Raw genomic sequence first — 25910 nt, forward strand, 5'->3', positions numbered from 1 at the left:
ATTTCAGGCTTTTTGTGAATTTTTTAAATGAATTTCAGATGATTAGCAGCGAATAATCTAATGTTAATATCTGTAATTGTACTTGTTTTCCGAGACAATTTTATTGTCTTGATTTCTTGTAAGCACTAAACGTCCAAGCCTGTCGTATTCAAATTTTGTTGTTATGCCTTTCGGATCAATAATTGAACTTACCCCTATGCCGAGCTTATAGGTATAGGTGGTTGCAAATGAATTGGCAGGCAGAAGCGCTCTGAATCCCGAAGGCACTTCAGTTAGAGACCTTATCGCTTCATCATTCATGCCTAAGGCAGTTTTAACCTGCTGGTAGGACATATTTTCTATTTTTGCAATTGGATATATTCCATTGTATCCCCAGATATAGGTGATGTCAATTCCATTTTCCTGTTTCTGCTGCAGCAGATTGCCATTGGTATTGTCAAGCTCCACTATTCTAATACGGTTTTCTAATGGAGCGTTTCCTTTAGAACTCTGGATAATTTCAGGCTGAATCAATTGGTTTCCCCAATCTTTGAATATTTTTTTGCTTTCTGAAATTTTATTCGATTTGACAAAGTTTTGGGTTTTAATAGGGATCAATCTGTTAGCCGCAACCAAATTGCTCATTAAGGGTTCGGCATCCAACTCACTGTCTCCTGGATAGAAGTGCTTGATTTCCAAGGTTTCTCCTTTTGACGAAGTGGTTTTTTGGCTGCTTAACTGCATATGCATTGGATTATTATAGTTAAAACTGGTGCTGCTAACCACTGTGCTCTTGACATTGTTAGACGCATCATAGAATGTTTCGGTAACAGTTTTTGATTTTAAATAATGCCAAGAGATTACATATCTGTATCCCATATTTTGGAAAGGGACTATGTTTGGGGGTGGCCCATTAACATTTGGGCAGGTTATGAATTTTTCTCTTGTGAAAATTTTTATTCCTGAAATAGTTGTAGTTTTTGAGGTGTCTTCAAAATAGGCGTTCTGTTCTTCCTGCAGTATTTTATTGTTTGAATTGTACACTTTTTTGCTTAAAAGGTTGCCTCGCAGCCAGTCAAATTCTATATTTATGGAGCCATCCTGGCTATTGTAAGAAGGGGTAAAGTCATAATTATATGCAGTATATCCATTTTTGAGAACATTTGTATAATCAATATTTTCTTCTTTTACATCCGTATAGTATACTTCGTTCATTAAAAAATAAGGGGATTGGCCACTGTATATCGTGTTGTAGTCAATTTTCCAGAACGTTCCAAACTGACTTCCGCATCTTATTTTCTCATAGGTTCTAAAGGTTTCAGGGTCAAATTTTCGAACAGCATCAAAAACCAGCCTTCCGCTGCTTTTGCTGCCTTGGTCCGGAATTGCATATGAATATTTTTTTTTGCTTGCAAGCGTTAAATCATCGGCATAATTTTCTATTGCTGCGATTCTTAACCCAGGACCTGATACGTTTTTTGGAATATCATCTAGTTTAATGTAAATCAATTGAAGATCGCGGACACTCATTTCTTGTCCAAAAGCCTCTATATAAACAGAACCTGAACCGCTTAGATTAACGGATTCATCAAAAGCCATAGAGGAGCGGACTTTTGAACTGTCAAAAATAGGGGCGCTGCTGCCATTTTTATAAACTCTAACTCTGGCATATTGATATTTGTTTATGGTTAAATTTCCTGTATAGTTAATTTTAAAAGCAAGTCTGGCACTTGCGTCGATAAGGTCATATTTAATTTCATTATAAACAAAACAGCTGTCGCAATCTTCTTCTAAAGTGCTCAGCGGAGAGCCTTTGCCCTGAACTATATGCGAGTTTTCGATAACTTCTCTGTTCCTATTGAGTTCATCTACGCCGAAATAGGAATTGGATTCATAAATGAATTTTGTTTTGCCTTTAGTGGGATATTGTATTTCGGTGAGGATTCCTGCTTGTGCGGCATTTGTGTTCACATCGCGATTTGCAGAACCTAAAGTTACTTTTCCGTTGTTAAGCCAAATATGTTGTCGCGGCACTAGAGTCAGGTTGTTGCTTGCTCCATTGTAATAGCCCCAAGCATCCATTTCTTTAGAATTTTTTGACGGGGGATTGATGTCAGAATATGTAAATTTTGTAGCTATGTTGTCGTCGATTAGATCATTTACCGCTAAAAGCTTTAATCTTTTGCGAACATATTCTAATTCTGTTCCCCCAGGATCGAAATAGCTGTAGGTTAGTTCGTATCCTTTGCTGTCAGCAAAAGCATCATTGACTTTGTTTTGAATTTTTATGAATTTTAGATACGCAGGAACTATATTTTCAGTAGGAAAACGAGCCTGATCCAATAAACTTGGAGACGCTAAATCTAATCTTCCTGATTGTGCAATAAACAAAATCCTAAAATCTTTATAAGTTATAGAACTAAGTTTGAATGTTTTGGTAGAATTAATGGAATTTCGTTTTATGGAGCCAGTCATTATTTCTGTTTGCGGAGCTCCAGGACTACAGTCACTGTAAGTTTTTGAAACGATGATCTGATCATTTGTGTTGGTATTGGAATGCCAGCCGTCATTTGTATAGGCAAAATCGATGGTATTATTGGACGGTGTTTTTATCTGATCAACATACCATGCAGTAGTATAATAATTGGTGTCATGTTCCACACCAACTGATCTTGAAGTTTCTCTGGTGTTATTGAACAGATATACGTTGCCCTGCGGATCGGTAATTTTGAATTGTCGATTATGTTTGTTTTCTGAAGTTTCAACCTTAAAAGCATCAGGAGGATAGATTAATATTCTGTTTGCATCTTGAACATCTCCGATAATAAACTTTCCCTGTGCGGTTGGCGAGCTGAAATGATATACATCTTTGATCCAGGAATTATTTCTAAGAAGCGATATTTCATAATTGCAATAGTCCCATGGCGGTGTCTGGTTTAACAAGTTGGACACTGCATCTAAATCAGGCATATTTTCATCTACTGTTTCGTCGGGGCTATCCCTAGCATCAAGGGTTATTTGAGCTCCTGCCTGCAGGGTCCATCCTAATCCGACCCAAGTGGCTTCCTGGTTAACTTTGATGCCTGAAGGATTGTAGCTAAGCGAGATGGGAAGCTTGTAATCGCCTGCTTCTAAAGTGTGTAGTGGCACTGAAATGTTGGCAAGCCCTTTAGCGAAATTAACATTATAGTCACCGTATTTTTGGAATGCCTGCGCTTCGGGCGATTTAGGCATGAAATCAGAGATTGTGGTCCAGCTATCTTTTTCGCCAGTCTGGGCTGATAGCAAATTACAGCAGATTAACGCCGTAAACGCAGTTGCAATTCTGTTTAATGTGTTTTTATCAAAAAGTTTTTTCTCGGCTTTAATTTTATAATTCAAAATCTCCAATGTTTTTTAGGATAAATATGTTTGGTAAAAATCCGACAAATTTAATTTTTTTAACTACTGTTCAATGTTTTTTTTAAAATATTTTTTCTTTTTTTTATTTGATCCCCATGTTTGCTGACAGAATTAGTGCATTGATGGAGAATTGATTCATTTTGGCAAATATCTAAACAGTAATGATGAAATGTTAAAATTAGTGTCCAGTCATCTTTTTTTGGAAATGATGTTTGCGGTTTTTTTAGTGTTAATGGCTATTTTTTTTATTATTCGCGAAAATTGGCCATCGTTTATTTTTGCATAGGATTTTGTGTTTTATTGCTTGCCTAGACTGTGTTTTTTTAAGATGTTTTTTTAATCTGTGGTTTTATATTTAGACACTAGTTAAAAAATTACGGAATTTCTTATAGAATTTTACAAAAAAACTATTAGTTTCGCCTCCGAATTTTAAAAAAGCAAATACAAATCCTACGAAATGAATATGAAGGGACTTTACTTTCCATTACTTTTTTTTGTGTCTTTTTTTGCCCGTTCTCAAGATATACTTTGGGAGAAATCTTACGGCGGCACGCATGCTGACTACCTTTTTGATGCCCAACCGACAGCTGATTATGGCTTCATTTTAGCCGGAAGTTCGCTCTCAAATAAAACAGGCAATAAAGATGATGACAATCATGGGGACTTAGATTTTTGGGTTTGGAAGATGAAAGAGAATGGCGAACAGGATTGGCAGAAAAGTTTCGGAGGCACTGGCTTTGATTTTCTTCAGAGCATTAAAAATACTAGAGACGGCGGGTTTATTCTTGCTGGAACTTCCAGTTCTTCAAAAGGTTTTCAGAAAAAAGACCCCTGTAGGGGCCTTGCCGATTTCTGGGTGATAAAGCTAAATGCTGCAGGAGAGGAACAATGGCAGCGAACAATTGGAGGAAGCGGTCAGGATGAACTGTTATGCGCTTTTCAGACAAGAGACGGAGGTTACATTCTTGGGGGATCGTCAAGTTCGAGCCCAAATTCGATTTCTGCTTCAAAATTGGATGAAAACTCTTTTGCGGCAGATATCTATTCTAAATCTGAAAAGAGCAGAGGAAGCATGGATTACTGGGTTGTCAAATTAGACAGAGAAGGCGTTATCCAATGGCAGAAAACTTATGGAGGCCAATATTCTGATATTTTGAGAAGTATGGAACAGACCTCTGATAACGGTTATATTCTTGCCGGATACTCTAATTCTCCCATTTCTGGCGATAAAACAGAAGCAAATAAAGGCGTTGGCGATTATTGGATTTTAAAAATAAATGACACAGGAGCAATACAGTGGCAGAAAACGTATGGAGGAGATGGCGATGACCAGCCTTACGTGATCCATCAGACTAAGGACGAGGGATATATTTTAGGAGGAAATTCTAACAGCTCCAATGCATTGACAACAGAAGGAGGAATCGTTGCCAACGGAACAGATTACTGGATTCTTAAACTAGATAAGGACGGGGGAGTGCTATGGAGCAAAACTTTTGATTTTGGTAAGGTAGATATTTTAACCTCGCTAGTTGAAAATGAAGATAATACCTATTTAATTGGAGGTCATGCACGCAATTCACGCCCTAAATCTGGAGGCGGCAGTTTAGTGTCAAAAGCAGTCGGAATGGCTGCCAAAGAAAAAGACGGCATAAACGATTACATAGCTTTGAAAATCAATGGAGATGGAGATGAAGTCTGGAATAAAAGCGTCGGAAGCGGCGGCGAAGACATTCTTCGCAAACTGATTGAAACCAGAGATGGGGGATATTTAATGGCCGGAACTTCAAATTCGGGTTCTTCAAAAGATAAAAATTCTAATATAGGATCTAGCGATTTCTGGGTTGTCAAGCTTAAGGATAAAGCCAAAATAGAAAAAGTGAAATCAAGCATTGAAGCAATTCCTAATCCTGTTTCCACTTATACAAATGTTATAATCGGATATGATTTTAAAGAAGGGACAGCAGCTGTAGTGGATATGGCAGGCCGCACGCTGCAGTATTTTTCAATTTCAGGCAGGACAGTCCCGGTAGACTTAAGCCGATATGCTGAAGGGGTATATATTATCAATGTAAAAACGGATGTTAGAACTGACTCGGTTAAAGTAATAAAAAGAATAACGGGCAGATAATAGGTGAAAAAACTTCACAGATCCAATACATTTAGCTGGCTTGCTACAGTTCAGTAAATAGATAGATTTGAAGCAATCAAAGAATCAAACATACAACACCAAAGCTTTTTCAAACAGCAATTCTTTATCTGCATATATTTTAGGGATTGGATGGTTTTATAATTGTAAAGCTTAAGATAAATTTTTATGAAAAGAAAACTATTCTCAATAATATTATTAATTATTGCAAATTTTTGCTTTGGGCAAGATGCAAAATCGGGAATTACTACTATGGCTGGGGCTGGAGGAGGAGTTGCAACATATTGGTATATGGATTTTGATGGAGATGGATTTGGGGAGAAGGGGCTAGAATACCAGCCTATTAAAAGCGTTAATCAGCCCGAAGGTTATGTAGATAATAATGTTGATTTGGACGATAATGACCGTTATATCACCAATATCCCTCCGATTATGTATTATCTGGATCAGGATCGCGATACTTTTGGAAGCACTCAAGGCCGCCTCTATAGTGTTAGGCCCAGCATATATTACGTTACAAATAATACGGACTGTAACGATAACGATGGAACGATTAATCCTAATACAAAATGGTATCGTGATTCAGATGGAGATACTTACGGAAATCCAGCTATTGTTCTGACCCAATGCTTGCAGCCAACTGGATATGTCAGGAATGCATCTGATTATGATGATTCTACAGGAAATATTATCAATATTGCTCCACAATATTTTTATCAGGATAGAGATGGAGATAGTTTTGGCAATCCTTCAGTAGCGGTGTACTATAGTTATATGCCTGCTGGATATGTTACCAATAACTTAGATTGCAACGATGGTCGTGGGGAAATTAATCCTAACACCTATTGGTATCGTGATGGAGATGGAGATACTTTCGGGTCGGGAGAAATCTATGTAAAAACGTGTGTTCAGCCAGAGGGGTATGTTCTCAATTATGAAGATCAAGATGATGGCACAGCAAACATTACCAATATTCCCCCTCGATATTATTCCCGAGATTTTGACCGTGATGGTTTTGGGGATCCGCTTAACACTGTGTATTATAGTATAGCTCCGGCAGGATATATCGATAATGCTCTTGATTGCAATGACTTTGATGCGACAGTTAATCCCAACAAAATTTGGTATCGTGATGTAGATAGGGATAGTTATGGAGTTGCCTCCGTAACGACGCAAAGTTGTCAAAAACCGGATGGCTACGTGGACAATGCATCTGATTATGATGATTCCACAGGCAATATAACCAATATTGCTCCACAGTATTTTTACAAAGATTATGACACTGATACTTTTGGAGATCCCGCAAATTATGTATATTATAGCAATATGCCGGCAGGTTATGTTGCTAATAATTTAGATTGCAATGACTTCAATAAAATGATTAATCCCGAAACAAAATGGTATCGCGATTTTGATAAAGATGGTTTTGGAGATAATAGTGTAGTGCTGTTGAGCTGTCTGCAGCCAGATGGATATGTTGGCAACAATGCGGACTGTAATGATGCTGTTAATTTGCTTAATCCAAATTCAGTTTGGTATCGAGATACAGATGGAGATGGATTTGGATCGGTTTCATCAACAGTTATCAGCTGCACGCAGCCGATAGGCTACGTATCTAATGCAGCAGATTATGATGATAGCACCGGAAATATTACTAACATAGCTCCGCAAACATTCTATCGGGATGTAGATAAGGATGGTTTTGGAAATCCTGCTTCAAGTGTGTTCTACAGTAAAGTTCCAGATGGTTATGTAACTAACAATTTAGACTGTCATGACGGTGATAATACCTTAAATCCAGATACAAAATGGTATGCCGACAATGATTCAGATGGTTTAGGAGATCCGTCAAATTATGTTCAGCAATGCACAATGCCAGCTGGGAAATATGTGCGAAACAATACAGATAATTGTCCTCTTATCTCGGGCAGCAGTTCAGATTGCAATAATATCATTGCCCCTTCCGACCAGAATTATGTTATCAGTAAAATTTACAAAGAGCCAATCGACACTGTTTTAGAATCTCCCTCATTGGAACAGGCACAAACCAGCATAACTTATTTTGATGGGCTGGGAAGACCTGTGCAAAAAATTGCCAATAGGCAATCCACTGCCGGTAAGGATATTGTCACTCATATTGGCTATGATAATTTAGGCAGAGATTTTCAGGATTATTTGCCTTATGAATCATCTTCGGCTAATATGGCGTTTGAAACCAATGCGAAAGATAATACATTAGCTTTTTACAATGTAGATAAATATGGTAATACTTCTAATCCATATTCGCAAAAAGAACTGGAGTCTTCTCCGCTAAACAGAGTTTTAAAGCAGGCTGCCCCTGGAAATCCATGGGCAATGGGCAGCGGGCATGAAATAAAAATGGAATATCAGAGCAATCTGACAGCAGATGCCGTAAAAATGTATCAGGCAGCAGCCTCTTGGAATGAAGGTTCAGGACTCTATGATATTTCCATTTCAGAAGACGGAACATATGGGGAAAATGCCTTGTATAAAAGCGTTACCTATGATGAAAACACTGCACCTGGATCTAATGCGGGCACAGAAGAATTTAAGAATAAAGAAGGCCAGATTGTGTTGAAAAGAACCTACAATGCAGGAGACAGACACGATACTTATTATGTCTATGACATCTATGGAAATCTCACTTACGTGATTCCGCCAAAAGCAGAAGGCGCCGTAGATTTCAATGTTTTAAATAGTTTGTGCTATCAATACAAATACGACAGTAAAAACCGTCTGGTAGAGAAAAAACTGCCGGGAAAACAATGGGAATTTATTGTTTACGATAAACTTGATAGGCCCGTTGCAACAGGACCTGCATTATCTCCTTTTAAAGATGAGACCGCATCGGGATGGATGATCACTAAATATGATGCTTTTAATAGACCAATTTACACAGGCTGGAGCAGCCAGACCTCAAATGCAGCGACGCGTAAATCTTTGCAGGATGCGCAAAATGCAGCGACGGTTCTATTTGAAACAAAACAGACTTCCGGAACAATTGACGGAATCGAAGCATATTACAGCAATGTTATAGCACCGACAAGCTTTAAGCTTTTAACTGTTAATTATTATGATGATTATACTTTTCCAAATGCACAGACGCCTCCGACTTCAATAGAAGGCCAGTCTATTTTGCAAAATGTGAAAGGCATGGCTTCAGGAAGCTGGACAAGAGCGGTGACTACATCTTCTTCAACAGCAGGCGAAACCAGCACAATATTTTATGATGATAAGGCAAGACCGGTAAAAAACTACCTTCAAAACTATTTAGGAGGTTATGCTTCAAGCGAAAGCAAACTTGATTTTACAGGAAAAACACTCTATACAGTAACAAAACACAAAAGAACTTCTGGCAATCCAGAGATTGCGGTAAGAGAAGAATTCAGCTATTCTCCTCAAGACCGACTGCTTACCCATACACATCAGGTAAATGGCGGAATAGTAGAACTTTTGGCTGACAATACTTACGATGCCTTAGGGCAGCTGATTAGCAAGAAAACCGGTAGCAGCGTTGGAAACCCGCTTCAGAAAGTGGACTATAAGTATAACATTAGGGGCTGGCTGAAAGAAATTAATAAAACGGGCAATCTGCAGCAGGATACAGACCCTGTCGATTTATTTGCCTTCAAGATTAATTACGAAACCACACAGACAGATATATCAGATGTAAGGGCACTCTACAATGGAAACATCTCAGAAACATTCTGGAAAACGGCTTCAGATTTAAACGAAAGGGCTTATGGCTATAAATATGATAATCTGAACCGTCTTACCAATGCCGTTTATGAAAAGAACGGTATGGCTACAAGCGCCTATGACGAAAATCTGTCTTATGACAAAAACGGAAATATAATGAAGCTGATCCGCAAGGGAGATTACGACCCTGAAGTAGGCAATCTTGATATGGACGATTTGGTTTATACTTATCCGGCAAACTCAAACCAGCTGTCTAAAGTTGAAGATAATTCCAATAACACCAGCGGATTTAACGATGCCAATAAAATTGGGGATGATTACAGTTATGATGATAACGGAAATATGATTGCCGATAAGAACAAAAATATCACTGACATAAGTTACAATCATTTAAATCTGCCGAAGAAAATAACATTTGGAACAACAGGAAGCATTGAGTACTTTTACAATGCCTCTGGGCAGAAACTGAAAAAAGCGGTTACCGAAGGCACTGTTACTGCCGTTACTGATTATTTGGGAGGCTACCAGTACAAGGACAATGTTCTGGAGTTTTTCCCGACGGCAGAGGGGTATGTAAAAAATACGGCAGGAGCGCTTTCGTATGTTTTCCAGTACAAAGACCATTTAGGAAACATGCGCATAACCTACGCTAAAAACCCGACAACGCAGGTTCTTGAAATTATTGAAGAGAATAACTATTATCCTTTTGGATTAAAGCACAAAGGGTATAATGATTATCTGCCGACAGCGAATAAGTATAAGTTCAGCGGAAAAGAACTACAAGACGAGCTAGGACTTAACATGTACGATTTTGGTGCTAGAAATTATGACCCTGCGCTTGGAAGATGGATGAATGTTGACCCACTATCTGAATTGGCAGATGATTTAACACCGTATCATTACGCTAATGATAATCCAATTGTATATACTGACCCAGATGGTTTGAGTGCGGAAAAATCATCTAATAATAATTTTGAAACAGTATATAAAGATACAAAAGGTAATGTAGTTCTTGATACAGATGATGGAAGTGATGATATTGTTATTGTTCCAGATGCAAAATTGAAAGATTTTAAAGAGCTGATAAAATATACTGACCCAAATCTTTACAATTCAAAAGACTGGAATGACCATTTTAAATCTGAATTCTTAGGAATAAAGAATCCAAATGAAATGAATGCATTGTTAGATGGATTCACGACACAATGGTCAAGGCAAAATGCTATTAATTATTTGCAAAATCCTACAGGGGCTAATGCAATGATGATGGCGTTTAGTGAGGCGTTAAGCCAATGGACTGACCCCCAGCAAGTATTAGCAGCGGCTTCTGTGTTAGCATTTAGACCTAGTGCTAATGGCGTAATTTATTTGAGAGAAGATTTAACAGGTGCTTTGAAGCCATATGTTGGACAAGCGAAAAATGAAGCTAGATATTTAGCAAGACAAGCGGAACATGCACGTGCGTATCCTGATTCTCATTTCAAGTTTACGGTAATTGATAAAGGAAGTGCTAATGGAAGTTTCCCTACTTCATTAGACCTTAAAGAACAAAAAGCTTTAGATAAGTTAGGAGGACCAACAAATAAAGCGAATCCGAAAGGAGGAGCATCGAACAAAAAAAATATAATTCGGAAATAATAATTATTTATATGAAATTAAAAGAAGGAGATATATTTGAGTTTTCCATCAGTGAAAATTCAAAATGCTATGGACAGATTGTAAATTTTTACAAAAAAGATGCTTTTAGTATTGTAATTTTTGAAGGTTCGTATCGTTCCAGACCTGAGATTGAAGAATTATTAAACGATAATATCCTTCTTTTTGGAAATACCTTTGATGCAAAATTTTATCATAAACAATGGATTGTAATTGACAATGTGAAATCAAATCTGGATAAAATTAAGTTACCGTACTATAAAATAGGAACAGAGCCAGTTTACATTCAAGATTTTTTTGATAATAAAATAAGAAAAGCAAATTCAGAAGAAGAACAAATATTGTTTTATAAATCATATAATGCACCAGTAGGATTCGAGTTAGCAATGAAAGCATATTACAAAATTATTGAATGGAACGACGCATATGATGAGATGTTATATTCTAATGTGATAAAAAGCATAGATTTAATTGAAAATAGTCAAACTGCCAATAAGAAAAAGTGGTGGTAAGCATTTTGAGTAGTATAGAATAAATAAAGGAGTATACTAAAAAAGCCATTCCATTACGGAGTGGCTTTTGCTTTTATAGCACTTTAAAGTGTACCAAACTGTTAAAATAGAATTCATGTTAGCCTGCAACTGCTAGGCAATCTCAATGGATTTGAAAAATAGCACTCAGAGCACCCTCCCTCCCTGTATCGGCTGTTTAAGTACTAAATTCCACGATTTAAACCTCAAATTACCTCCCCGTACTATAAAATTGTGTACTTATACCAACCGTTACCATCCGTGTTCCAAGTGAAACTCTACAGTTTTTCAAACTCTACTGACCAGTGTGTCATTTTGGAACGCTTATTTTTCCATCCAGAAAAATATTTTTGAAAAAAAAGTGCCAAAAAGCTACACTTTTCAAGATTCGTTAGTATTTATTGTAAAGATGCTTGACTAACCTCCTTGTATGGACTTCCTGTATCTAACCAATAACGAGATAGTAACGAACCTAAGAAATGAAATATGAAAATTTGAAGAAATTTATAATCAGCACCAAATCAAGCAAAAGCACGATTTACAGATTCTACAAAAAGAATGAAGACCTATTTGCTGAAACCAGCCTAAGAAGCGGAAAGAGAATGTTCCCTGCTGACCATGCCAGATACTTTGACAGTGAAATCATGTTCGATGAGAACAAAGCCCTGAGACAGGAAAACCAATCGATGAGAAACCTCATTGACTGTCTGGCAGATAAACAGAGCCTGCAACATACCTTCTGGCAGATGGATTGGAGTTTCTTCTTCACGGTAGCGTACAGAGCAGACCGCAATAAGACCAGCTGTTTTAAGCAGATGCACGGTCTGTATGATTATCTGAACCAAAAATACGGAGCATCAACAGAAATCAGAGTGTTCTTTACAACTGAACAGTTCCCAAACAGAAAAGGATGTCACAATCATTTTGTGGTCTACATTGCTGATAAGAAACTTCATGAGCAGATTGTAACGGATATTCAGGACTACTTCAACTACGACAGAACCGATGTAAGTGTTTATGACCGATATAAAGCTGGATTGTTCTACATGTCCAAAGACGGTCTGAGCGGAGAAGATTGGGATTTTATCAGTAAGAGCGCAAATACTACAGACGATGAGAATTAAGCTTACACTTTCTCAGCTCAAAGAGGTATTGAAGTCGCAACCGCTCAAACTGCCAATAAGTTTTAAAAGAGGTAATTTTACCGACCAAGAATTTTTAGAGTTTTCACGATTGATACAATCCAAAGAACGAGGCTAACAACCTCGTTTTTTTGTGCCCTGAAACGACCCAAAAAGCTGTGAGCCCAGGAAATCCAGGATTTTTCTTGCACAATCCAAAATAGACCTGGACATTTGTTTCACTTTTTGATATAAGTGAAAGCGACCATGTAAAACCAATGAAATCAACGGTTTACAGAGCATGAATAATCGACCGCTTTCAGATACATATATTAAGGTAGAAAAGTGAAACTAAAATCAAGAATTATGGCATTAAAAGGACAAAAGACAACAAGCGATTTTTTAGAGTGGGAAAAGATGCAGAGCATAGTTTTGAAGCTGGAGCGTGATAACGACCTGAAATTTGCGCTACTCATTGCAACAGGCTCTTACATTGGTCTGAGAATTTCTGACCTGCTCCAGCTTCGTTGGAATCAGGTTTTGAATCAGGATTACTTCACGATAACCGAGAAGAAGACCAAAAAGACCAGAAAAGTGACCATCAACCCAGAACTGCAGACCATCCTGAGCCGTCTGTTTGTCCAGCTCAAAGCCAGCGAAAGCGATTTGATGTTCGCCAACCGCACGGGAGATAAGCCGTTCAGCATCCAATACGTGAACAGCAAGCTGAAAGACATTTTTGCCAAATACAAAGTGCGTGGTCAGTATTCAAGCCACTTTATGAGAAAAACCTTAGGAAGGAGAGTCTGGGAAGTGAACAAGTACAGTGACCAAGCTTTGCTGTTGTTGTCTCAATTATTCAACCATTCGAGCGTATCGACCACTAAAATCTATCTTGGAATCCGAGAACAGGAAATCAGCAATCTGTATTTGAGTGTTTAAATGTAAGAAATAAATGTCTTTTCGAGTATGCCTAACTAAATTGAGTTAGGCTATACGTAATTAAATTTAAAATTAAGTTATTTAATTGTGTTGATTATTTGTTAAAATATGTTAATTATTTTTAAGCTATTTTAACAAATATAAAAATTATGAAAAACCAACTTATTTAAAATCAGTGTTTTGTTTTTTAGAAAGACTTAAGTCAATTAAGTTAAGCCGTTTTACATAACGTGATTGAGTTACCCAAAAAATTATCTCAAAAATATCACTTAACTTTGTCAAACAAAACAAAAGGAAAAGATTATTGCAAGAATCTTTTCGCCATTCTGACAGCTAAAGAATGGAATAAGAGCAAGCTGTAAAGCTGAACAGCAAGCTCTAAAAATCACAAACATGTTTCAATTGAATATTCGACCTAATAATCGAAGCGGGATTTTTATGCCCAAAAATTACCTAAAAAACTAAAAGAGAAAGCTTATGAAAAATACATTAGATACACTTTTCCAGTCATTTGAAACTGGCATCAGAAGCACCAAAGCAATAAAACCGAAAGACTATCTAAAAAGCATCGGTCTGGACTATGCAGAGCTTAGAATCGGCTTCAATTCAGGACAATTCCATCATGGAGAAACCCAAGAGTCAAAAGATGAATTTGAAGCATTAGGAATGCTTAAAAAGAGCGATGCAGGCGTAAGACAGCAAGACCTGACAGCCTATACAGCATTTGGAAGATACGGAGTGATTTTTCCGCTGGTGGACAGAGAGAACAGAATCGTAAATTACTTTGCCGTACGCTTCAATCTCGAAACGCCTAAGGAGGAATACCTCAACAGCGAAGGAATCTATCCAGCCTATCCGAGTGCAAACACCAAAAGGCTCTATCTCGCTCCAACAGTCATCGACTGCGCCAGCCTGTTGCAGTCCAAAGCACTCCAGAACAGGGATGCCGTCATGGCGATGCACAACGGAGAGCTATTGCCACAGCATACAGAAGCCTTAAAATCACTCTACGAACTTGAAGAAATCATAATCATAAAAAACTAAGACAATGAACAACAGCATAAAAACCCAGATACAGAACATCAGACCAGAACTGCCAGTAAGCATGATTCAGCTCCCAGACGGACACAGCATCAACGATATGTGGCTGAATTACGGAACAAGCGGAATTGCCGATATGTTGCAGAGTCCAGTAAAAGAAAAGACAATCCCAACACTGGAGATTCTAAGCGATTACAAAATCAGTTTCAAAGGAAAAACAGGAACTTTCTTTGTGATTGGAAGCCTGCCGATGGATTTGGGAAACCTGAGGCTTACCATCCAGATAATTCCAGCCGACAGCCAGAAAAGACTGCGTGTTAAGATTGATTTGTTTGACTTTACCAGCGTAGAGAGCCAGTGCAGGGAGCTGAGCGAGAAGCACGGATTTGACAGCACGCTTTTGGAAGCTGACCTCTTGCAGTTCACTGACCTTCTGGAAGACTACAGGGAAAAGCTTTTCGACGATGAAATGAATCCAGTAACCGACCAGTATTCCGAAAAGGAACTCACACCGCAAGCCAGTGAAAAAGCAGTGCAGTTCCTTTCAAAGCCGAAGCTTTTTGAGAATATCGACAAACTGCTTGGACAGAGCGGGATTGTTGGAGAAGAAGAAAACAGGATTCTGCTGTTTACGCTTGCTTCAAGCTACAAAATGCCCAATACCCTGCACGGACTCATTCAGGGAAGTTCTGGAGAAGGAAAATCACACCTCATCAACGGAATTGCCCAGTGCATGCCTCAGGAAGACGTTCTTAATATGACCAGAATCACAAGCAAATCCCTGTACCACTACAGGGATAAGGAGCTAATCAACAAGCTGATACTGATACAGGATTTTGACGGACTGGATGAAGATGCGCAGTTTGCGTTCAGGGAAATGCAGTCTGCTGGACTTCTGAGCAGTTCAACGGTAGTGAAAGACCCGCTTGGCAACAGCAGGGCAAAAGTAAAAAAGGTTGAAGCCCACTTTGCAAGCCTGACCGCCACGACAAAAGCAGAGGTCTACTATGACAACATGAGCCGTTCGGTAGTCTTGGGAGTGGATGAAAGCCTTCAACAGACCCTGAGAATCATACAAGTGCAGAACCAGAAAAATGCAGGCATCAGCAACACGGAACGTGAACAGGAAGCCAGACAGCTCCTGAGAAACTGCATGAGAGTCCTAAAGAGCTACGACGTAGTGAATCCGTTTGCCGATAAGCTTATGCTCCCGCTGGAAGCCAAAATGCTCAGAAGGCTCAACGCCCATTTTCAGAATTTTGTCGCTCAGATTGCAATCCTGAACCAGTACCAGCGAAAAAAGGATGATAAAGGAAGACTGATAGCCACCGAAGAAGATGTGAGAAAAGCCGTTGAGATATTTTTCAGCTCAATTATCATAAAAGTGGACGAGCTCGACAAAAGCACAAGACAGTTCTTTGAAAAGATGAAAGGATATGTTAAAAGCCAAACCAACGGAACAACGCACAAATTTACGACCCGTGAGATAAGACAGGAACTCAATATCAGCAAGACCTCAGCCTTCAAGTACATGCAGACCTTGCAGGAGCTGGAATACGTGCAGGCAGTTGAAGGCTCGCCAAACAAAGGATTCAAGTATGTAATCAGCTATTGGGACAATCTGGAGAAGATGAAAGCCAAGATTAAGGAAGACCTCAGCAGACAGTTAGACCAGCTGAAAACCGCCTAAAAGAACACGCCAGCACCAGCAATTACTGTCAATATAACACTGGTGTTCCTCAAATTGGAAAATATGCATAAGGAAAGTTTTCAAATGATGATTAAAAAAAGAATAGACAAATGATAAAAACTATAAAAAATACAGCATTCCAAAATCTTCTGAGTGATTTTGACAGCTATGTAAAAGTGAAGAACTACAAACAGGGAAAAGGCACAATGTACCAGAAAGCCGTATCTGAATTTCTTATCTGGCTTGAAGATGCAGGAATTGCCAAAATAAAAAACGTAACAGGCAGAGAATCGGTAAGCTATTACGAACATCTGATAAGCAGACCCAAACACAGAGGAAACGGAACTCTGGCAGGAAAGACCATAAAATTCCATCTGTTTGCTCTCGGTCTTTTTGTTCTGAATCTTTTAGAGAACAGGCAGATTGAAAAAGCGTTCTACATTCCAAGCTATTCAGGCGACAGCGGAAATTCCAGAAATGCCCTGAGCGTTGAAGAAATCAGACTCCTTTACCAGCACTGCCAGAGCGATTTACAGCGGGCTCTGCTGTCAGTGGCTTACGGTTGCGGACTTCGAAGGTCTGAGATTGAAGCTCTGAACACTAGAGATGTCCAGCTCTCCAGAGGAATGCTCATTGTCAGGGAAGGAAAAGGAAGCAAGAGGCGTGAAGTTCCTATGAGCGATATGGTTGCAGGTCACATCAAAAGATACATAGCCGAGGAACGCCATGAAAAGCTGAAAGGCACAAATCAAAATGAAGATGCATTTTTCATCCATGACAGCGGTAAACGGATGAATGGCGAATACCTCAACGATACATTGAAGAAAATGACCGAGCAGACCAGCAGTTATGAGCTAATCCAGAAAGACATAACGCTCCACTGCCTCAGGCACAGCATTGCCAGCCATCTGATGGAAAAGAATGCAGGCATTGATTTTATACGTGGATTTCTCGGTCATTCGCAAATCAATACCACATACATCTATGCTGTCAAGAACAAGAGAAGAAAACCAGTAACCACCTTTTAAACCAAAATGCCTATGACTAAACCGACAATTGAAAATTTCCTGCTCCAGAACTACAGCGTGCAGACCGTAAAGAGCTACATGTTTGCGATTAATCATTTCTTGGCAATGAATCCGAAAGCCAAACGATACAAATACAGGAATATCGTTGAGTATATGGAAGAAATCGGAAAACAACAGCCCAATGCCAAATATCGGGTCGTTATCCTCTCGGCTATCAAGAAGTACTACGACTATCTGGTTATGAGCGGTTACAGAGAAGACCACCCGTGCACGAAGCTCAATATCAAGGTCAACAGCAATCAGGCGGTACAGGTTCAGGACTTGTTCAGCTCAGAGGAACTTCAACTGCTTCTGACCAGAGAAAACAGATATGAGAATCTTGATACACGAAACAGCGTTCTTTTGAATCTGCTGATTTATCAGGGATTGACCAGCGATGAGATAATTCGGCTCAATGTTCGGGATATTGATTTGGATGCGGGAACAGTCTACGTCAAAGCATCCAGCAACCTCAACAGCAGAAAACTCCAACTTCTGGCGAAGCAGATACTGCTGTTCTCCAAGTACATCAATGAAGTGAGACCCAGAATGCTCAGAGGCGCAACCGATAAGCTGATTATTACAAAGCTGGGAAAACCCATCGCAGTGAACAGCATCCATGCCATGATTGAGCCGTTAAAACCGTTGTATCCAGATAAGAACCTCAACCCGAAGACCATTAGAATGAGCGTTATCTGCAACTGGCTCAATGAACAGGAACTGCCTTTGGAGCATGTTCAGGAACTCGCAGGACATAAGTGGCCTGGAACGACCGAGAAGTATTTCAAAGCGGACAGCCAGCAACAGAGAGAACTGATAAACAGGTATTTTCCGCTATGATAATGTGATAGCCTGATTTAAGAGCATAAAAAAAGAGAGATAAATCCCTCTTTTTCAAACTTAGAAAACTCTTTCTACTCAATCACAGCTGTCAGAGTGCCTTTTGAAATGCTGAATGACTTTTCGGTTATCCTGCTTCCGTTGCAGAATCCAAAATCGGAATACGGATTCTTGTTGGTCAGATTATGAATTGAAAATTCAGCTTTAAGAGTAGTTCCGTCAAAACTGATTATCTTGATTTTGCCTGCTGTTTTAGTTCCTTCAAACAAATCAGTGCTGGTGTAGCAGACCGTTGGGTCATAAGCCAGAGGAATGCCATTCACGCCAGAATTAAGATAGCTGAACGAAATGTCGTATGTTTTTCCCGCAGTCGGCTTTGCATCAGAAGTCACGATTTGGAAATACATGTCTCCAGAATCAGGATTGTCATTTGATGCAGGATTTTTGATGATGAAACTGCCGTAAATGCTGTATTCATTCTCAGCGTTCGCAGTTGCCTCGCTTTTCGACCATGTAACGTCAATTGCAGAACCAGAAACATCAGTAGCGGTCACATACTGTGTTTTATCGTTCAACGTGAAGCTGATGGATGATTTTGAATTATCCGTATTTTCCTGCTCGGAGTCATCAGACTGGCAGTTCGTGAATAGGACGCTTAGCAATGCAAAAAGTACAATTTTTCTCATGTGTTTTAAATTAATTAGGTTATTTATTGGCATTTATCTATCTCTTTGTTGACGTAGTGGAATAATTCGTCTGCGTAGCTGTCAGGCAAATCATTATCCTCAACGACATTTCGAACCAACTGCGGAACGTACAGATATCTGCTGTTATCGACACGGCTAAGCTCACGCTGGTGGCTTGTTTCATTGTTGATGGTTTTCACATAAGAGTATCTTTTGCAGTAGTCTTGAACGATTTCTCTCTGCGCCCATGCTTTCAGGTCTTCTAGGCTTTTTGTTTTTGGATGCTCTTTTACGTATTCATTGTGGACATGAAGACTGAACATGTAGCCCGCAAAGCAGAGAAGTGCAAAAACGATAGCGGAAACTCTCACGATAATTTTTAATGGATTGTTCATTTTTTGGTTTTTAAGATGTGTTAAAATTCAGGCAAATATATTAAAAATTCTATTTTATAGTGTACTAAATTGTAGAGTACCACAAAAAAGACAAAATATTGAGATTTGGAGTATGAAAGATTCTACCCAAACCAACAATATGGAAGAACTTAATGCGATAGCGTTGAGACTTAAAGAACTGAGAAAAGCAAAAGGATTCTCCAACTATGAGCATATTGCGTTTGCTTTGGAGATGAGCCGTTCCGCTTACTGGAGATTAGAAACTGGAGCTAATTTTGAGTTAAAGACACTTATTAAAATCTGTAGAGTGTTGGAAATTAGTCTTGAAGAGTTTTTTAAAGGAATTGATTTGCCAAATTCAAAAATAAAAAGCTAAAAAAAATTATAAAACTGTCCTACTTGTATCCCTTGTCAATACTGGGAATTCTAAAAATTACAATAAAACTCTAAATCATAACTGTTTGATTTGGAGTTTTTTGGTTTTGAAATAATCCAAATTTAGTGTCCTATTTTATTTCATCACACAAAATTACCTTCGCAAAGAAGAATGTTACCAATGATTACCAATATTTTAGAAAATCATTCTTCAATTTGTAAATGATTAACATGATGCCTTTTATTGTGAAAATGTAGTGTCCTATTTTATTTCAGACCTCGAAATTACCTTCGCAAAGAAAGTTACATGTTGTAACCATCAATCAAGAAATCATTATTTCAATTTGTAAACGAAAATATAAAATCAAGACCTATGGATAACCTAATAATTGTTTTGGCATTTTTTCTTATAAGACATGCAATGAATATGACTTTTCCAAAAAGAGGCAGAAAAGCTACTAAATGCGATACTCTATTGTTAGGTTCTTTACCGATGAGTAAAGCTTTTAACGCAATGACAGCTTATTTCAATCAAAAAAAGAATGATTTAAAATGAAAAATATTACATTTGAGCCTCTAGGAAATAGAGAAATGTACGTTCTTACTACATAATAGCAGTTTTGTAAATCCTTATAAGTATAAGTACAATGGTAAGGAGCTCCAAGACGAGCTGGGGCTTAACTTCTACGCTTATGGACATAGATTTTATGATCCAGCAATAGGCAGATGGACAACGATGGATCCATTATTAAATGATCTTGACTTTAAATTTGATCCTAATGATATTGATCAAGACGATGAAGATGAAGTTGCTTTCGCAATGAAGACGACTTTAGGTAATGGCGGAGGAATTTTTAATACAGATAATCTAAATCCATATTCTTATGGTTATAATGATCCTGTTAGATTTGAAGACCCAGACGGAAGATGTCCGATATGTGTTTTTGTTGTAGCAGCATTAGTTTTTTCTGAGTTTGCAAATGCTCCAACTGGGAACGCTAAAGTTGATACAAGAAATTATAATGCCTCTAAGTCTAATAAAACACTTGTATCAAGTGCCGTTTTAGCTGGTGGAACTAGAACCATTGCTAAAAGTCTTTTAAGTAATTCCACTGAAGATAAAGTTAAAACGGTGGTTATTGATGCTGATAAACATCCTGAATCTGCAAAACATCTTGGAGATGCTATAAAAGAAGGAAAAAGCAATGTTGGAAAAGTTGATAGAAAGGGTGCATCAACAAGAAGAGGTGAAAATTTGAAAGGGACAAAAGCTGAAAAAGGAAAAGATAGAGACGAAGCTCCTCCTGCTGTTATTAATACAGGAGAAAAAGCGAGTGTTAGAAAAATAGACCCATCAGATAATAGAGGTGCAGGTGCTTCTATCGGACACCAATTAAAAGATGTTCCAGATGGTACGCCAGTTAGAATAATTCCAATTAATCTACCAAAAAAATAAATTGAATGAAAAATGTATTAATTGAGTATAAAACGAAAACGCTAAATAGTGAGGAAACTGATTTAAGTTTTTACATTTCAGATGATAGATATAAAGATTTTATAAGAAACGGTAATGCTGGATTTTACTTTAAAGATGCTCTTCATTTTTACGGAAATTCTAATGAATTTTCTTTTCATTCGTTGGTATTTATGAATGAATTAATTAGAAAATTATATGGTGAAATTTGTAAAGACCTAACATTTATAGCTGAGGACGTTTTTGGAAATCAATTCTGTTATAACATACATAATTATTTTTTTATGTTTAATATAGAATCGGGAGAGCTAACTGAATTAGCATTTGGCTTTGAAGATTTTATAAACCAGCTTAAGGAAGATTCCGATTATTTTACAGGAGAAGGTCTTCTAACTGAGAAAATTGAAAATATAGCTAATCTTTCATTAGGATACAGATATTGTCCAAAGTTACCATTCATATTAGGGGGAGAATATTCATCTGAAAATCTTGTTTTAAAGACATATACAGAAAATCTTGAATTTTCTTCATCTATTTATCATCAGATAAAAGATTTACCAGATGGAAGCGACTTTGAAATTAAAATTGTCTGAATGTAAGAAGTTAGTTAAGTAGAGATTAAAAGTCTTTCATCTAATTTAATTAAATATATATGAAAAAAAATAAAGAATTATCCAAATTAGAGCTAATAAACAGAGGATATTTATTGGTTAATATACCCTCGATCATAATCATAATTGCAGTGTGGTTTGGATTAACTGCTTATCTTGAAATAAATGGGAAAGTAAGTGCCATTATTGGAGGTGTAATTGGTTGGATATATTGGGAATTTATGATCAAGAAATGGATAAGATGGGCATTAGATAATCACGTTAACCCTGATAGGCTATTCAAAATAGGAAAGATGTCATTGCTTTTATGGGATCGAAGAAAAATAGACTCAATCATAAGTCAAAGAAACTAATTAGTTTTTTAAATAAAAAAGGATGAGCAATTTGTTCATCCTTTAATTTTATAAAGATTTTGATTAAATTAAAGATGTGAATGTACTAACAAATATTGGAGACATAGTTAAGGGTGTATTTCTGCACCCTTATTTTTTTGCTTTAGTTTCAAATTAAAGTGTGTAAAAAGACAAAAAGCAAGCAAATTTATAGGATTTCAGACTAAGAAAATGCGCATAATTTCATGCCTCGTTCCTCATCATGAAACCCTTCGGGACTTATAGCATTTTATCTGTCTGAAATCCTATTTTTAAGGGCTTTCTTTTTCTCTTTTTTCTTTTCATAAATTTTAATTTGAGTTAAATAAACGGCTTTTTTTTGACCTTTTACAGCATATAAAACTTGATCGGTTTTTAATTTTCTGAGACTTATTTTTTGTTTTACTGATTAAAAAACAGCTTCAAGATCGCGGTGTTTTTGCGATCTGCAAGATGTCTGGTTGTATCACAACCACAAATCTTGCTGCCTTTTTTGCTCGGAACTCGCTGGCAGAGATTCTTGAAAATTTAGAACCCAAAAAAGTAAATGAAATTAATGTAATCTATCTACAGCTTGAAGTCTTGTTTGATATGATTATAATAAAGTACTTTAGTAGGCAATTTACGTCTGAAATTTTATGAGTGTTTCCAAATTATTTTTAAATGAACTGCTGGATTATCCAGCAAAAGATTCTTTTTGGTTTAAAGATTTTGTTGAACCAAAAATGACAGGTTTTAAAACCGAACATAAATACTGGGAAGAAGGCGATTTTGGAAGTCTTAATCAAGTAGAATTTAATTCAAGAAAAATTGGTGGGAATATTGACTTCTGGGGGTCTGGATTTCTTGGAATTTTTGTCTGGGATTATGAAAGGGATCTGGAAATTATGAATGTATTGCTGGAAACCGATGAAGTAAAAGAGCAGAAAAATGCTTTTAGAAAATTACTGAAACTTTTATTAAAGATTAAAACGGAATAATAAAAGAATTTTTGGCATCATATAATAACTCTTGCAATCTCTTTCCTTTTAAGTTTCTCCACCGCCGAGTTCCGAGGCTATGGGTGGCAAGATAGGCGGTTGTTAAACAACCGTTCATCTTGCTGATTGCAGGAACGTGGCAATCTTTGGAGATTTTTAAAAGCAGGCTTCTAATTTAAAGAAAATATTTGAATGTATCATGCGCAAAATATGGTCATGATGGCTGTAGAATGTTACAATGAAATATTTAAAAAAGAAAAAGGGAAAAAAGAAAGCAGTCTTCCATTGGACAGTCAGACAGCTGAAGTGCTATAAGTCCCGAAGGGCATTTTTTGAGGAACGAAGAAAAATGTTATGTGCACTTCTCTGGCTGTGTCCAATACCTTGCTTTGCTTTTTTTCTTTCAAAACATTTTTACGTATTAGGATTTTTAATAACTGTCTGAAATATAATTTACTGTAGAGCGTAATTTTGATGTCATAGAAAAGAATTTTGGTTTTGTGGAAAACCGTAAAGTTTCTCTCTTTTTTTTATGTAGTATTGTGGTTAAACACTACTTTGTACCTCGTGAACATCTGTATAGACATTCGAAGTAAATTGCCTATTAGATGTTGGAGATAAAGACAGTTAACTTACATAATAAAGAATAATTAACGAGAAAAATGAAAACGTTTTTAATAATACTAGGACTGATAATTTTAGTAATTGCAATTTTTGGTCTTTACAGACTTGTAACGGTAAAACGACAAAATAGTAAACTGAACGCAGAACGATTTGAAAGAGTAAAAGAACTTTACAACAAACTTGAAAGCGGACAAAACTTAACAGAAAAAGATGTTTTGCCGTTTGCTCAAAATCTTTTGACAAGAGAATCATCATACGAACTTTTAAGAGACCGAAATAAGACCGATATTTTTCCGAAAGAATATTATACGATTGTAAAAGGTGCAGAAAGTAATCTTGCAAATTGGTTGGAATTTCCAACGGAACTTAATGCTTGCCCTGATGAAATAGAACACTTGAAACGGGTGACTTATGACTTTGATGGACAAAACAATTTTGTCCATTATGAAGTTTTCAAATGCAGAGTTAATGAGCCACATTGGGCTGCAAAAGACGGTTGGTTTTTAGGAGTTGTTGGACCATATTTTGACGACAGTAAACCATACGACTTTCCTCATGCAACATTTAGTAGAATAAATAGCACATTGAATAATATAACAGCAGAGGAAGAAGCAAAATGGGTTCATGAAAATATATCATTAAGACGATAAACAAGAAATCTTGTTCACCAAAATCGGTTTTGCGATAGTAGACGGACATTTAGTGGAAATATTAAAAGTTTACCAACGCAAAAGTCCAAGTCTATAACAACAATTTTAAAGAGAACAGAATAATGATATATATAATTCCGACAAGAGGAGGTTTAGGAGTTGAAATTTGGGGGACATCTGAAGATTTAAATAATTTTTATGAAATTATCAGCAAGTTTTGGAATGATGAAAACAAATTAAACAAAAAAGGATTTAAGAATAGAGATGATTTAATTAGTGGGTTTTCTTATGAAATTCGTAAGGCAAAGGACGGAGATAGATTAAAACGAGACAACAGTCATTTTTCATTTACTCAACAAATTCATTATGGTGCTCAAATATCTTGGGTTCATTTTTTATTTTCACTGGCTTCATTGAAATTTAATATGAGATATAGTGAAACTAATAAACTTGACATTTCACAAATTCTTTTAATTGAATTTTGGCTCGAAAAAGCAATGAAGGATTATGATGAAATTGGAGCTAAGAATTTAATTGGTTTTATAGAAGATGGGCTTTATGGAGGTAATGATTATATATATCAATTTATGAGAAGCATTAACCTTGATTTCTTTCTTTTAGGAGGTGGAAAGCGAGCTTTCAGAAAACTACCTGATTTATTAAAAAGAGGTGTGTTTTATACAGAGGAATATAAAAGTTATCTAACGTTTTTAGAAACAGACGCTAAGAAGCTAAACTGTGAAATATCTGAACTTGAAATAAATGATGATGATTTCGACTATAAAAATTTGAAATGGTAAAAATGATTTTTTATTGCTGATATAAATGATCTACGGAGGATCCATGGTGTTAGATAAATTAACAGGTCTGGTAATGGGAAAAGAAAATTGGCTGGGAATTCTAAAACAGGACTAGCTTAAATCTTAGACTTAGTCTCTGAAAGCGAGACTGAAAATAAAAATACATTATGAAACAATTTTAAAAAATAATTATCTTGAGTTTATTTTCTTTATTTTTTGGGTGTAATAAATCATTAAAATCAGAATCAATCAATCTCGAACAAATTACCAGAGCAGATGAACAAGAAGAAGGTTTTAAAGATGTTTTTCTTAAAATAGTTTCTGAAGAAAAAAGAGAAGATTCCTTTGTGTATGTAGCTAAAGGATTGTCTGGTTCAAAGGTCGCGGGATTAAAATTTGAGATTAAGTCGGATTTGCCGAGTGGAATAGATAGTCATGGAAATCTTGACGCGAAAAATGGTTTCATTTATAATGCAATAAAAATTTCGTCTATAGGTAAAGAAAGTGATGAATTTTTAAAATCTATTTCTAGACTTTATAAATTCCCAACTGATAAAAAGTTCACTATTATAACGTTATCTCCAACGGCATTTTCATTAAACAAAACAGTATTCAAAGCTGAAAATTTAGGCTGTTATAAATTTAAACTGTTTTTTAGAGATGGTGAAAATGATAAAGAGGAAGATTATTGTGAATTATACTTCAATGTAAATACTAAAGAAAAAACAATTGAACTTCTAGAGAAAGATCGTGATTACCGAGAATCGGTAGTTAAGGCATTTAGCGACCTGTAAACGTATTGTTAATTTA

General features: G+C 36.9%; 22 protein-coding genes. 19 read left to right on the forward strand and 3 right to left on the reverse strand.

Going from position 1 to position 25910, the window contains the following annotated elements; translation table 11 throughout:
* Positions 1 to 63 precede the first annotated feature (63 nt).
* Positions 64 to 3360, reverse strand: coding sequence for a hypothetical protein (locus N4T20_RS09235; RefSeq protein WP_260672736.1), 3297 nt, complete (start codon positions 3358 to 3360; stop codon positions 64 to 66).
* Between the two features lie 484 nt (positions 3361 to 3844).
* Here N4T20_RS09235 and N4T20_RS09240 point away from each other — a divergent pair, with 484 nt between their 5' ends.
* The 9 genes from N4T20_RS09240 (at position 3845) to N4T20_RS09280 (ending at position 18134) form a co-directional block, all read left to right on the forward strand.
* The gene (locus tag N4T20_RS09240; protein WP_260672737.1) at positions 3845 to 5509 is read left to right on the forward strand and encodes a T9SS type A sorting domain-containing protein; all 1665 of its coding nucleotides are present in this window, start codon (positions 3845 to 3847) and stop codon (positions 5507 to 5509) included.
* Positions 5510 to 5695: 186 nt separating this feature from the next.
* Positions 5696 to 10885, forward strand: a complete 5190-nt coding sequence (locus tag N4T20_RS09245) for an RHS repeat-associated core domain-containing protein (RefSeq protein ID WP_260672738.1) — start codon at positions 5696 to 5698, stop codon at positions 10883 to 10885.
* An 11-nt stretch (positions 10886 to 10896) separates the two neighbouring features.
* Positions 10897 to 11415: an immunity 26/phosphotriesterase HocA family protein gene (locus N4T20_RS09250; RefSeq protein ID WP_260672739.1), complete on the forward strand. Its 519-nt coding sequence runs from the start codon at positions 10897 to 10899 to the stop codon at positions 11413 to 11415.
* Between the two features lie 497 nt (positions 11416 to 11912).
* On the forward strand, positions 11913 to 12557 hold the full coding sequence (locus N4T20_RS09255) for a hypothetical protein (RefSeq protein WP_260672740.1): 645 nt from the start codon (positions 11913 to 11915) through the stop codon (positions 12555 to 12557).
* 363 nt (positions 12558 to 12920) lie between these two features.
* A complete protein-coding gene (locus tag N4T20_RS09260) occupies positions 12921 to 13496 on the forward strand; it encodes a tyrosine-type recombinase/integrase (protein ID WP_260672741.1) in 576 nt (191 codons plus the stop codon).
* A gap of 477 nt (positions 13497 to 13973) precedes the next feature.
* The gene (locus N4T20_RS09265) at positions 13974 to 14540 is read left to right on the forward strand and encodes a hypothetical protein (RefSeq protein ID WP_260672742.1); all 567 of its coding nucleotides are present in this window, start codon (positions 13974 to 13976) and stop codon (positions 14538 to 14540) included.
* Between the two features lie 4 nt (positions 14541 to 14544).
* Positions 14545 to 16227 (forward strand): hypothetical protein, encoded by a 1683-nt coding sequence (locus tag N4T20_RS09270; RefSeq protein WP_260672743.1) that lies wholly within the window; start codon positions 14545 to 14547, stop codon positions 16225 to 16227.
* 110 nt (positions 16228 to 16337) lie between these two features.
* Entirely contained in the window at positions 16338 to 17255 is a 918-nt protein-coding gene (locus tag N4T20_RS09275) for a tyrosine-type recombinase/integrase (RefSeq protein ID WP_260672744.1), read from the forward strand.
* A gap of 12 nt (positions 17256 to 17267) precedes the next feature.
* The gene (locus N4T20_RS09280; RefSeq protein ID WP_260672745.1) at positions 17268 to 18134 is read left to right on the forward strand and encodes a tyrosine-type recombinase/integrase; all 867 of its coding nucleotides are present in this window, start codon (positions 17268 to 17270) and stop codon (positions 18132 to 18134) included.
* 74 nt (positions 18135 to 18208) lie between these two features.
* On the opposite strand, the gene N4T20_RS09285 is transcribed toward N4T20_RS09280, so the two are convergent.
* Both N4T20_RS09285 and N4T20_RS09290 read right to left on the reverse strand, forming a co-directional pair.
* Positions 18209 to 18820: a hypothetical protein gene (locus N4T20_RS09285; RefSeq protein ID WP_260672746.1), complete on the reverse strand. Its 612-nt coding sequence runs from the start codon at positions 18818 to 18820 to the stop codon at positions 18209 to 18211.
* A gap of 23 nt (positions 18821 to 18843) precedes the next feature.
* Positions 18844 to 19215: a hypothetical protein gene (locus N4T20_RS09290; RefSeq protein ID WP_260672747.1), complete on the reverse strand. Its 372-nt coding sequence runs from the start codon at positions 19213 to 19215 to the stop codon at positions 18844 to 18846.
* Positions 19216 to 19327: 112 nt separating this feature from the next.
* Here N4T20_RS09290 and N4T20_RS09295 point away from each other — a divergent pair, with 112 nt between their 5' ends.
* The 10 genes from N4T20_RS09295 to N4T20_RS09345 all read left to right on the forward strand — a co-directional run bounded on the left by N4T20_RS09295 (position 19328) and on the right by N4T20_RS09345 (position 25894).
* Positions 19328 to 19591, forward strand: a complete 264-nt coding sequence (locus N4T20_RS09295; protein WP_260672748.1) for a helix-turn-helix domain-containing protein — start codon at positions 19328 to 19330, stop codon at positions 19589 to 19591.
* A 372-nt stretch (positions 19592 to 19963) separates the two neighbouring features.
* On the forward strand, positions 19964 to 20146 hold the full coding sequence (locus N4T20_RS09300) for a hypothetical protein (protein WP_166921310.1): 183 nt from the start codon (positions 19964 to 19966) through the stop codon (positions 20144 to 20146).
* A gap of 180 nt (positions 20147 to 20326) precedes the next feature.
* Positions 20327 to 21046, forward strand: coding sequence for a NucA/NucB deoxyribonuclease domain-containing protein (locus tag N4T20_RS09310; RefSeq protein WP_260672749.1), 720 nt, complete (start codon positions 20327 to 20329; stop codon positions 21044 to 21046).
* Between the two features lie 5 nt (positions 21047 to 21051).
* Positions 21052 to 21657, forward strand: coding sequence for an SMI1/KNR4 family protein (locus tag N4T20_RS09315; RefSeq protein ID WP_260672750.1), 606 nt, complete (start codon positions 21052 to 21054; stop codon positions 21655 to 21657).
* A gap of 59 nt (positions 21658 to 21716) precedes the next feature.
* On the forward strand, positions 21717 to 22028 hold the full coding sequence (locus N4T20_RS09320; protein ID WP_260672751.1) for a hypothetical protein: 312 nt from the start codon (positions 21717 to 21719) through the stop codon (positions 22026 to 22028).
* 656 nt (positions 22029 to 22684) lie between these two features.
* Positions 22685 to 23026 carry a hypothetical protein gene (locus tag N4T20_RS09325; protein WP_260672752.1) on the forward strand — a complete coding sequence of 114 codons (342 nt, stop codon included), beginning with the start codon at positions 22685 to 22687 and terminating at the stop codon, positions 23024 to 23026.
* Between the two features lie 192 nt (positions 23027 to 23218).
* Positions 23219 to 23341 (forward strand): hypothetical protein, encoded by a 123-nt coding sequence (locus N4T20_RS09330; RefSeq protein ID WP_260672753.1) that lies wholly within the window; start codon positions 23219 to 23221, stop codon positions 23339 to 23341.
* Between the two features lie 347 nt (positions 23342 to 23688).
* Positions 23689 to 24300 carry a hypothetical protein gene (locus N4T20_RS09335; RefSeq protein ID WP_260672754.1) on the forward strand — a complete coding sequence of 204 codons (612 nt, stop codon included), beginning with the start codon at positions 23689 to 23691 and terminating at the stop codon, positions 24298 to 24300.
* 122 nt (positions 24301 to 24422) lie between these two features.
* The gene (locus N4T20_RS09340) at positions 24423 to 25100 is read left to right on the forward strand and encodes a DUF6904 family protein (protein ID WP_260672755.1); all 678 of its coding nucleotides are present in this window, start codon (positions 24423 to 24425) and stop codon (positions 25098 to 25100) included.
* Positions 25101 to 25294: 194 nt separating this feature from the next.
* Entirely contained in the window at positions 25295 to 25894 is a 600-nt protein-coding gene (locus tag N4T20_RS09345) for a hypothetical protein (protein WP_260672756.1), read from the forward strand.
* The last annotated feature ends 16 nt before the right edge of the window (positions 25895 to 25910 follow it).

This window comes from Flavobacterium sp. TR2, assembly GCF_025252405.1.
Classification (GTDB): Bacteria; Bacteroidota; Bacteroidia; order Flavobacteriales; family Flavobacteriaceae; genus Flavobacterium.

Coding starts and splice junctions, on each gene's coding strand:
- N4T20_RS09335 (WP_260672754.1), top strand. CDS start 23,689: ATGAAAACGTTTTTAATAATACTAGGACTGATAATTTTAGTAATTGCA.
- N4T20_RS09250 (WP_260672739.1), top strand. CDS start 10,897: ATGAAATTAAAAGAAGGAGATATATTTGAGTTTTCCATCAGTGAAAAT.
- N4T20_RS09300 (WP_166921310.1), top strand. CDS start 19,964: ATGGATAACCTAATAATTGTTTTGGCATTTTTTCTTATAAGACATGCA.
- N4T20_RS09255 (WP_260672740.1), top strand. CDS start 11,913: ATGAAATATGAAAATTTGAAGAAATTTATAATCAGCACCAAATCAAGC.
- N4T20_RS09310 (WP_260672749.1), top strand. CDS start 20,327: ATGGATCCATTATTAAATGATCTTGACTTTAAATTTGATCCTAATGAT.
- N4T20_RS09240 (WP_260672737.1), top strand. CDS start 3,845: ATGAAGGGACTTTACTTTCCATTACTTTTTTTTGTGTCTTTTTTTGCC.
- N4T20_RS09325 (WP_260672752.1), top strand. CDS start 22,685: ATGAGTGTTTCCAAATTATTTTTAAATGAACTGCTGGATTATCCAGCA.
- N4T20_RS09270 (WP_260672743.1), top strand. CDS start 14,545: ATGAACAACAGCATAAAAACCCAGATACAGAACATCAGACCAGAACTG.
- N4T20_RS09330 (WP_260672753.1), top strand. CDS start 23,219: ATGTATCATGCGCAAAATATGGTCATGATGGCTGTAGAATGTTACAAT.
- N4T20_RS09285 (WP_260672746.1), bottom strand. CDS start 18,820: ATGAGAAAAATTGTACTTTTTGCATTGCTAAGCGTCCTATTCACGAAC.
- N4T20_RS09290 (WP_260672747.1), bottom strand. CDS start 19,215: ATGAACAATCCATTAAAAATTATCGTGAGAGTTTCCGCTATCGTTTTT.
- N4T20_RS09295 (WP_260672748.1), top strand. CDS start 19,328: ATGAAAGATTCTACCCAAACCAACAATATGGAAGAACTTAATGCGATA.
- N4T20_RS09320 (WP_260672751.1), top strand. CDS start 21,717: ATGAAAAAAAATAAAGAATTATCCAAATTAGAGCTAATAAACAGAGGA.
- N4T20_RS09265 (WP_260672742.1), top strand. CDS start 13,974: ATGAAAAATACATTAGATACACTTTTCCAGTCATTTGAAACTGGCATC.
- N4T20_RS09275 (WP_260672744.1), top strand. CDS start 16,338: ATGATAAAAACTATAAAAAATACAGCATTCCAAAATCTTCTGAGTGAT.
- N4T20_RS09260 (WP_260672741.1), top strand. CDS start 12,921: ATGGCATTAAAAGGACAAAAGACAACAAGCGATTTTTTAGAGTGGGAA.
- N4T20_RS09245 (WP_260672738.1), top strand. CDS start 5,696: ATGAAAAGAAAACTATTCTCAATAATATTATTAATTATTGCAAATTTT.
- N4T20_RS09315 (WP_260672750.1), top strand. CDS start 21,052: ATGAAAAATGTATTAATTGAGTATAAAACGAAAACGCTAAATAGTGAG.
- N4T20_RS09280 (WP_260672745.1), top strand. CDS start 17,268: ATGACTAAACCGACAATTGAAAATTTCCTGCTCCAGAACTACAGCGTG.
- N4T20_RS09340 (WP_260672755.1), top strand. CDS start 24,423: ATGATATATATAATTCCGACAAGAGGAGGTTTAGGAGTTGAAATTTGG.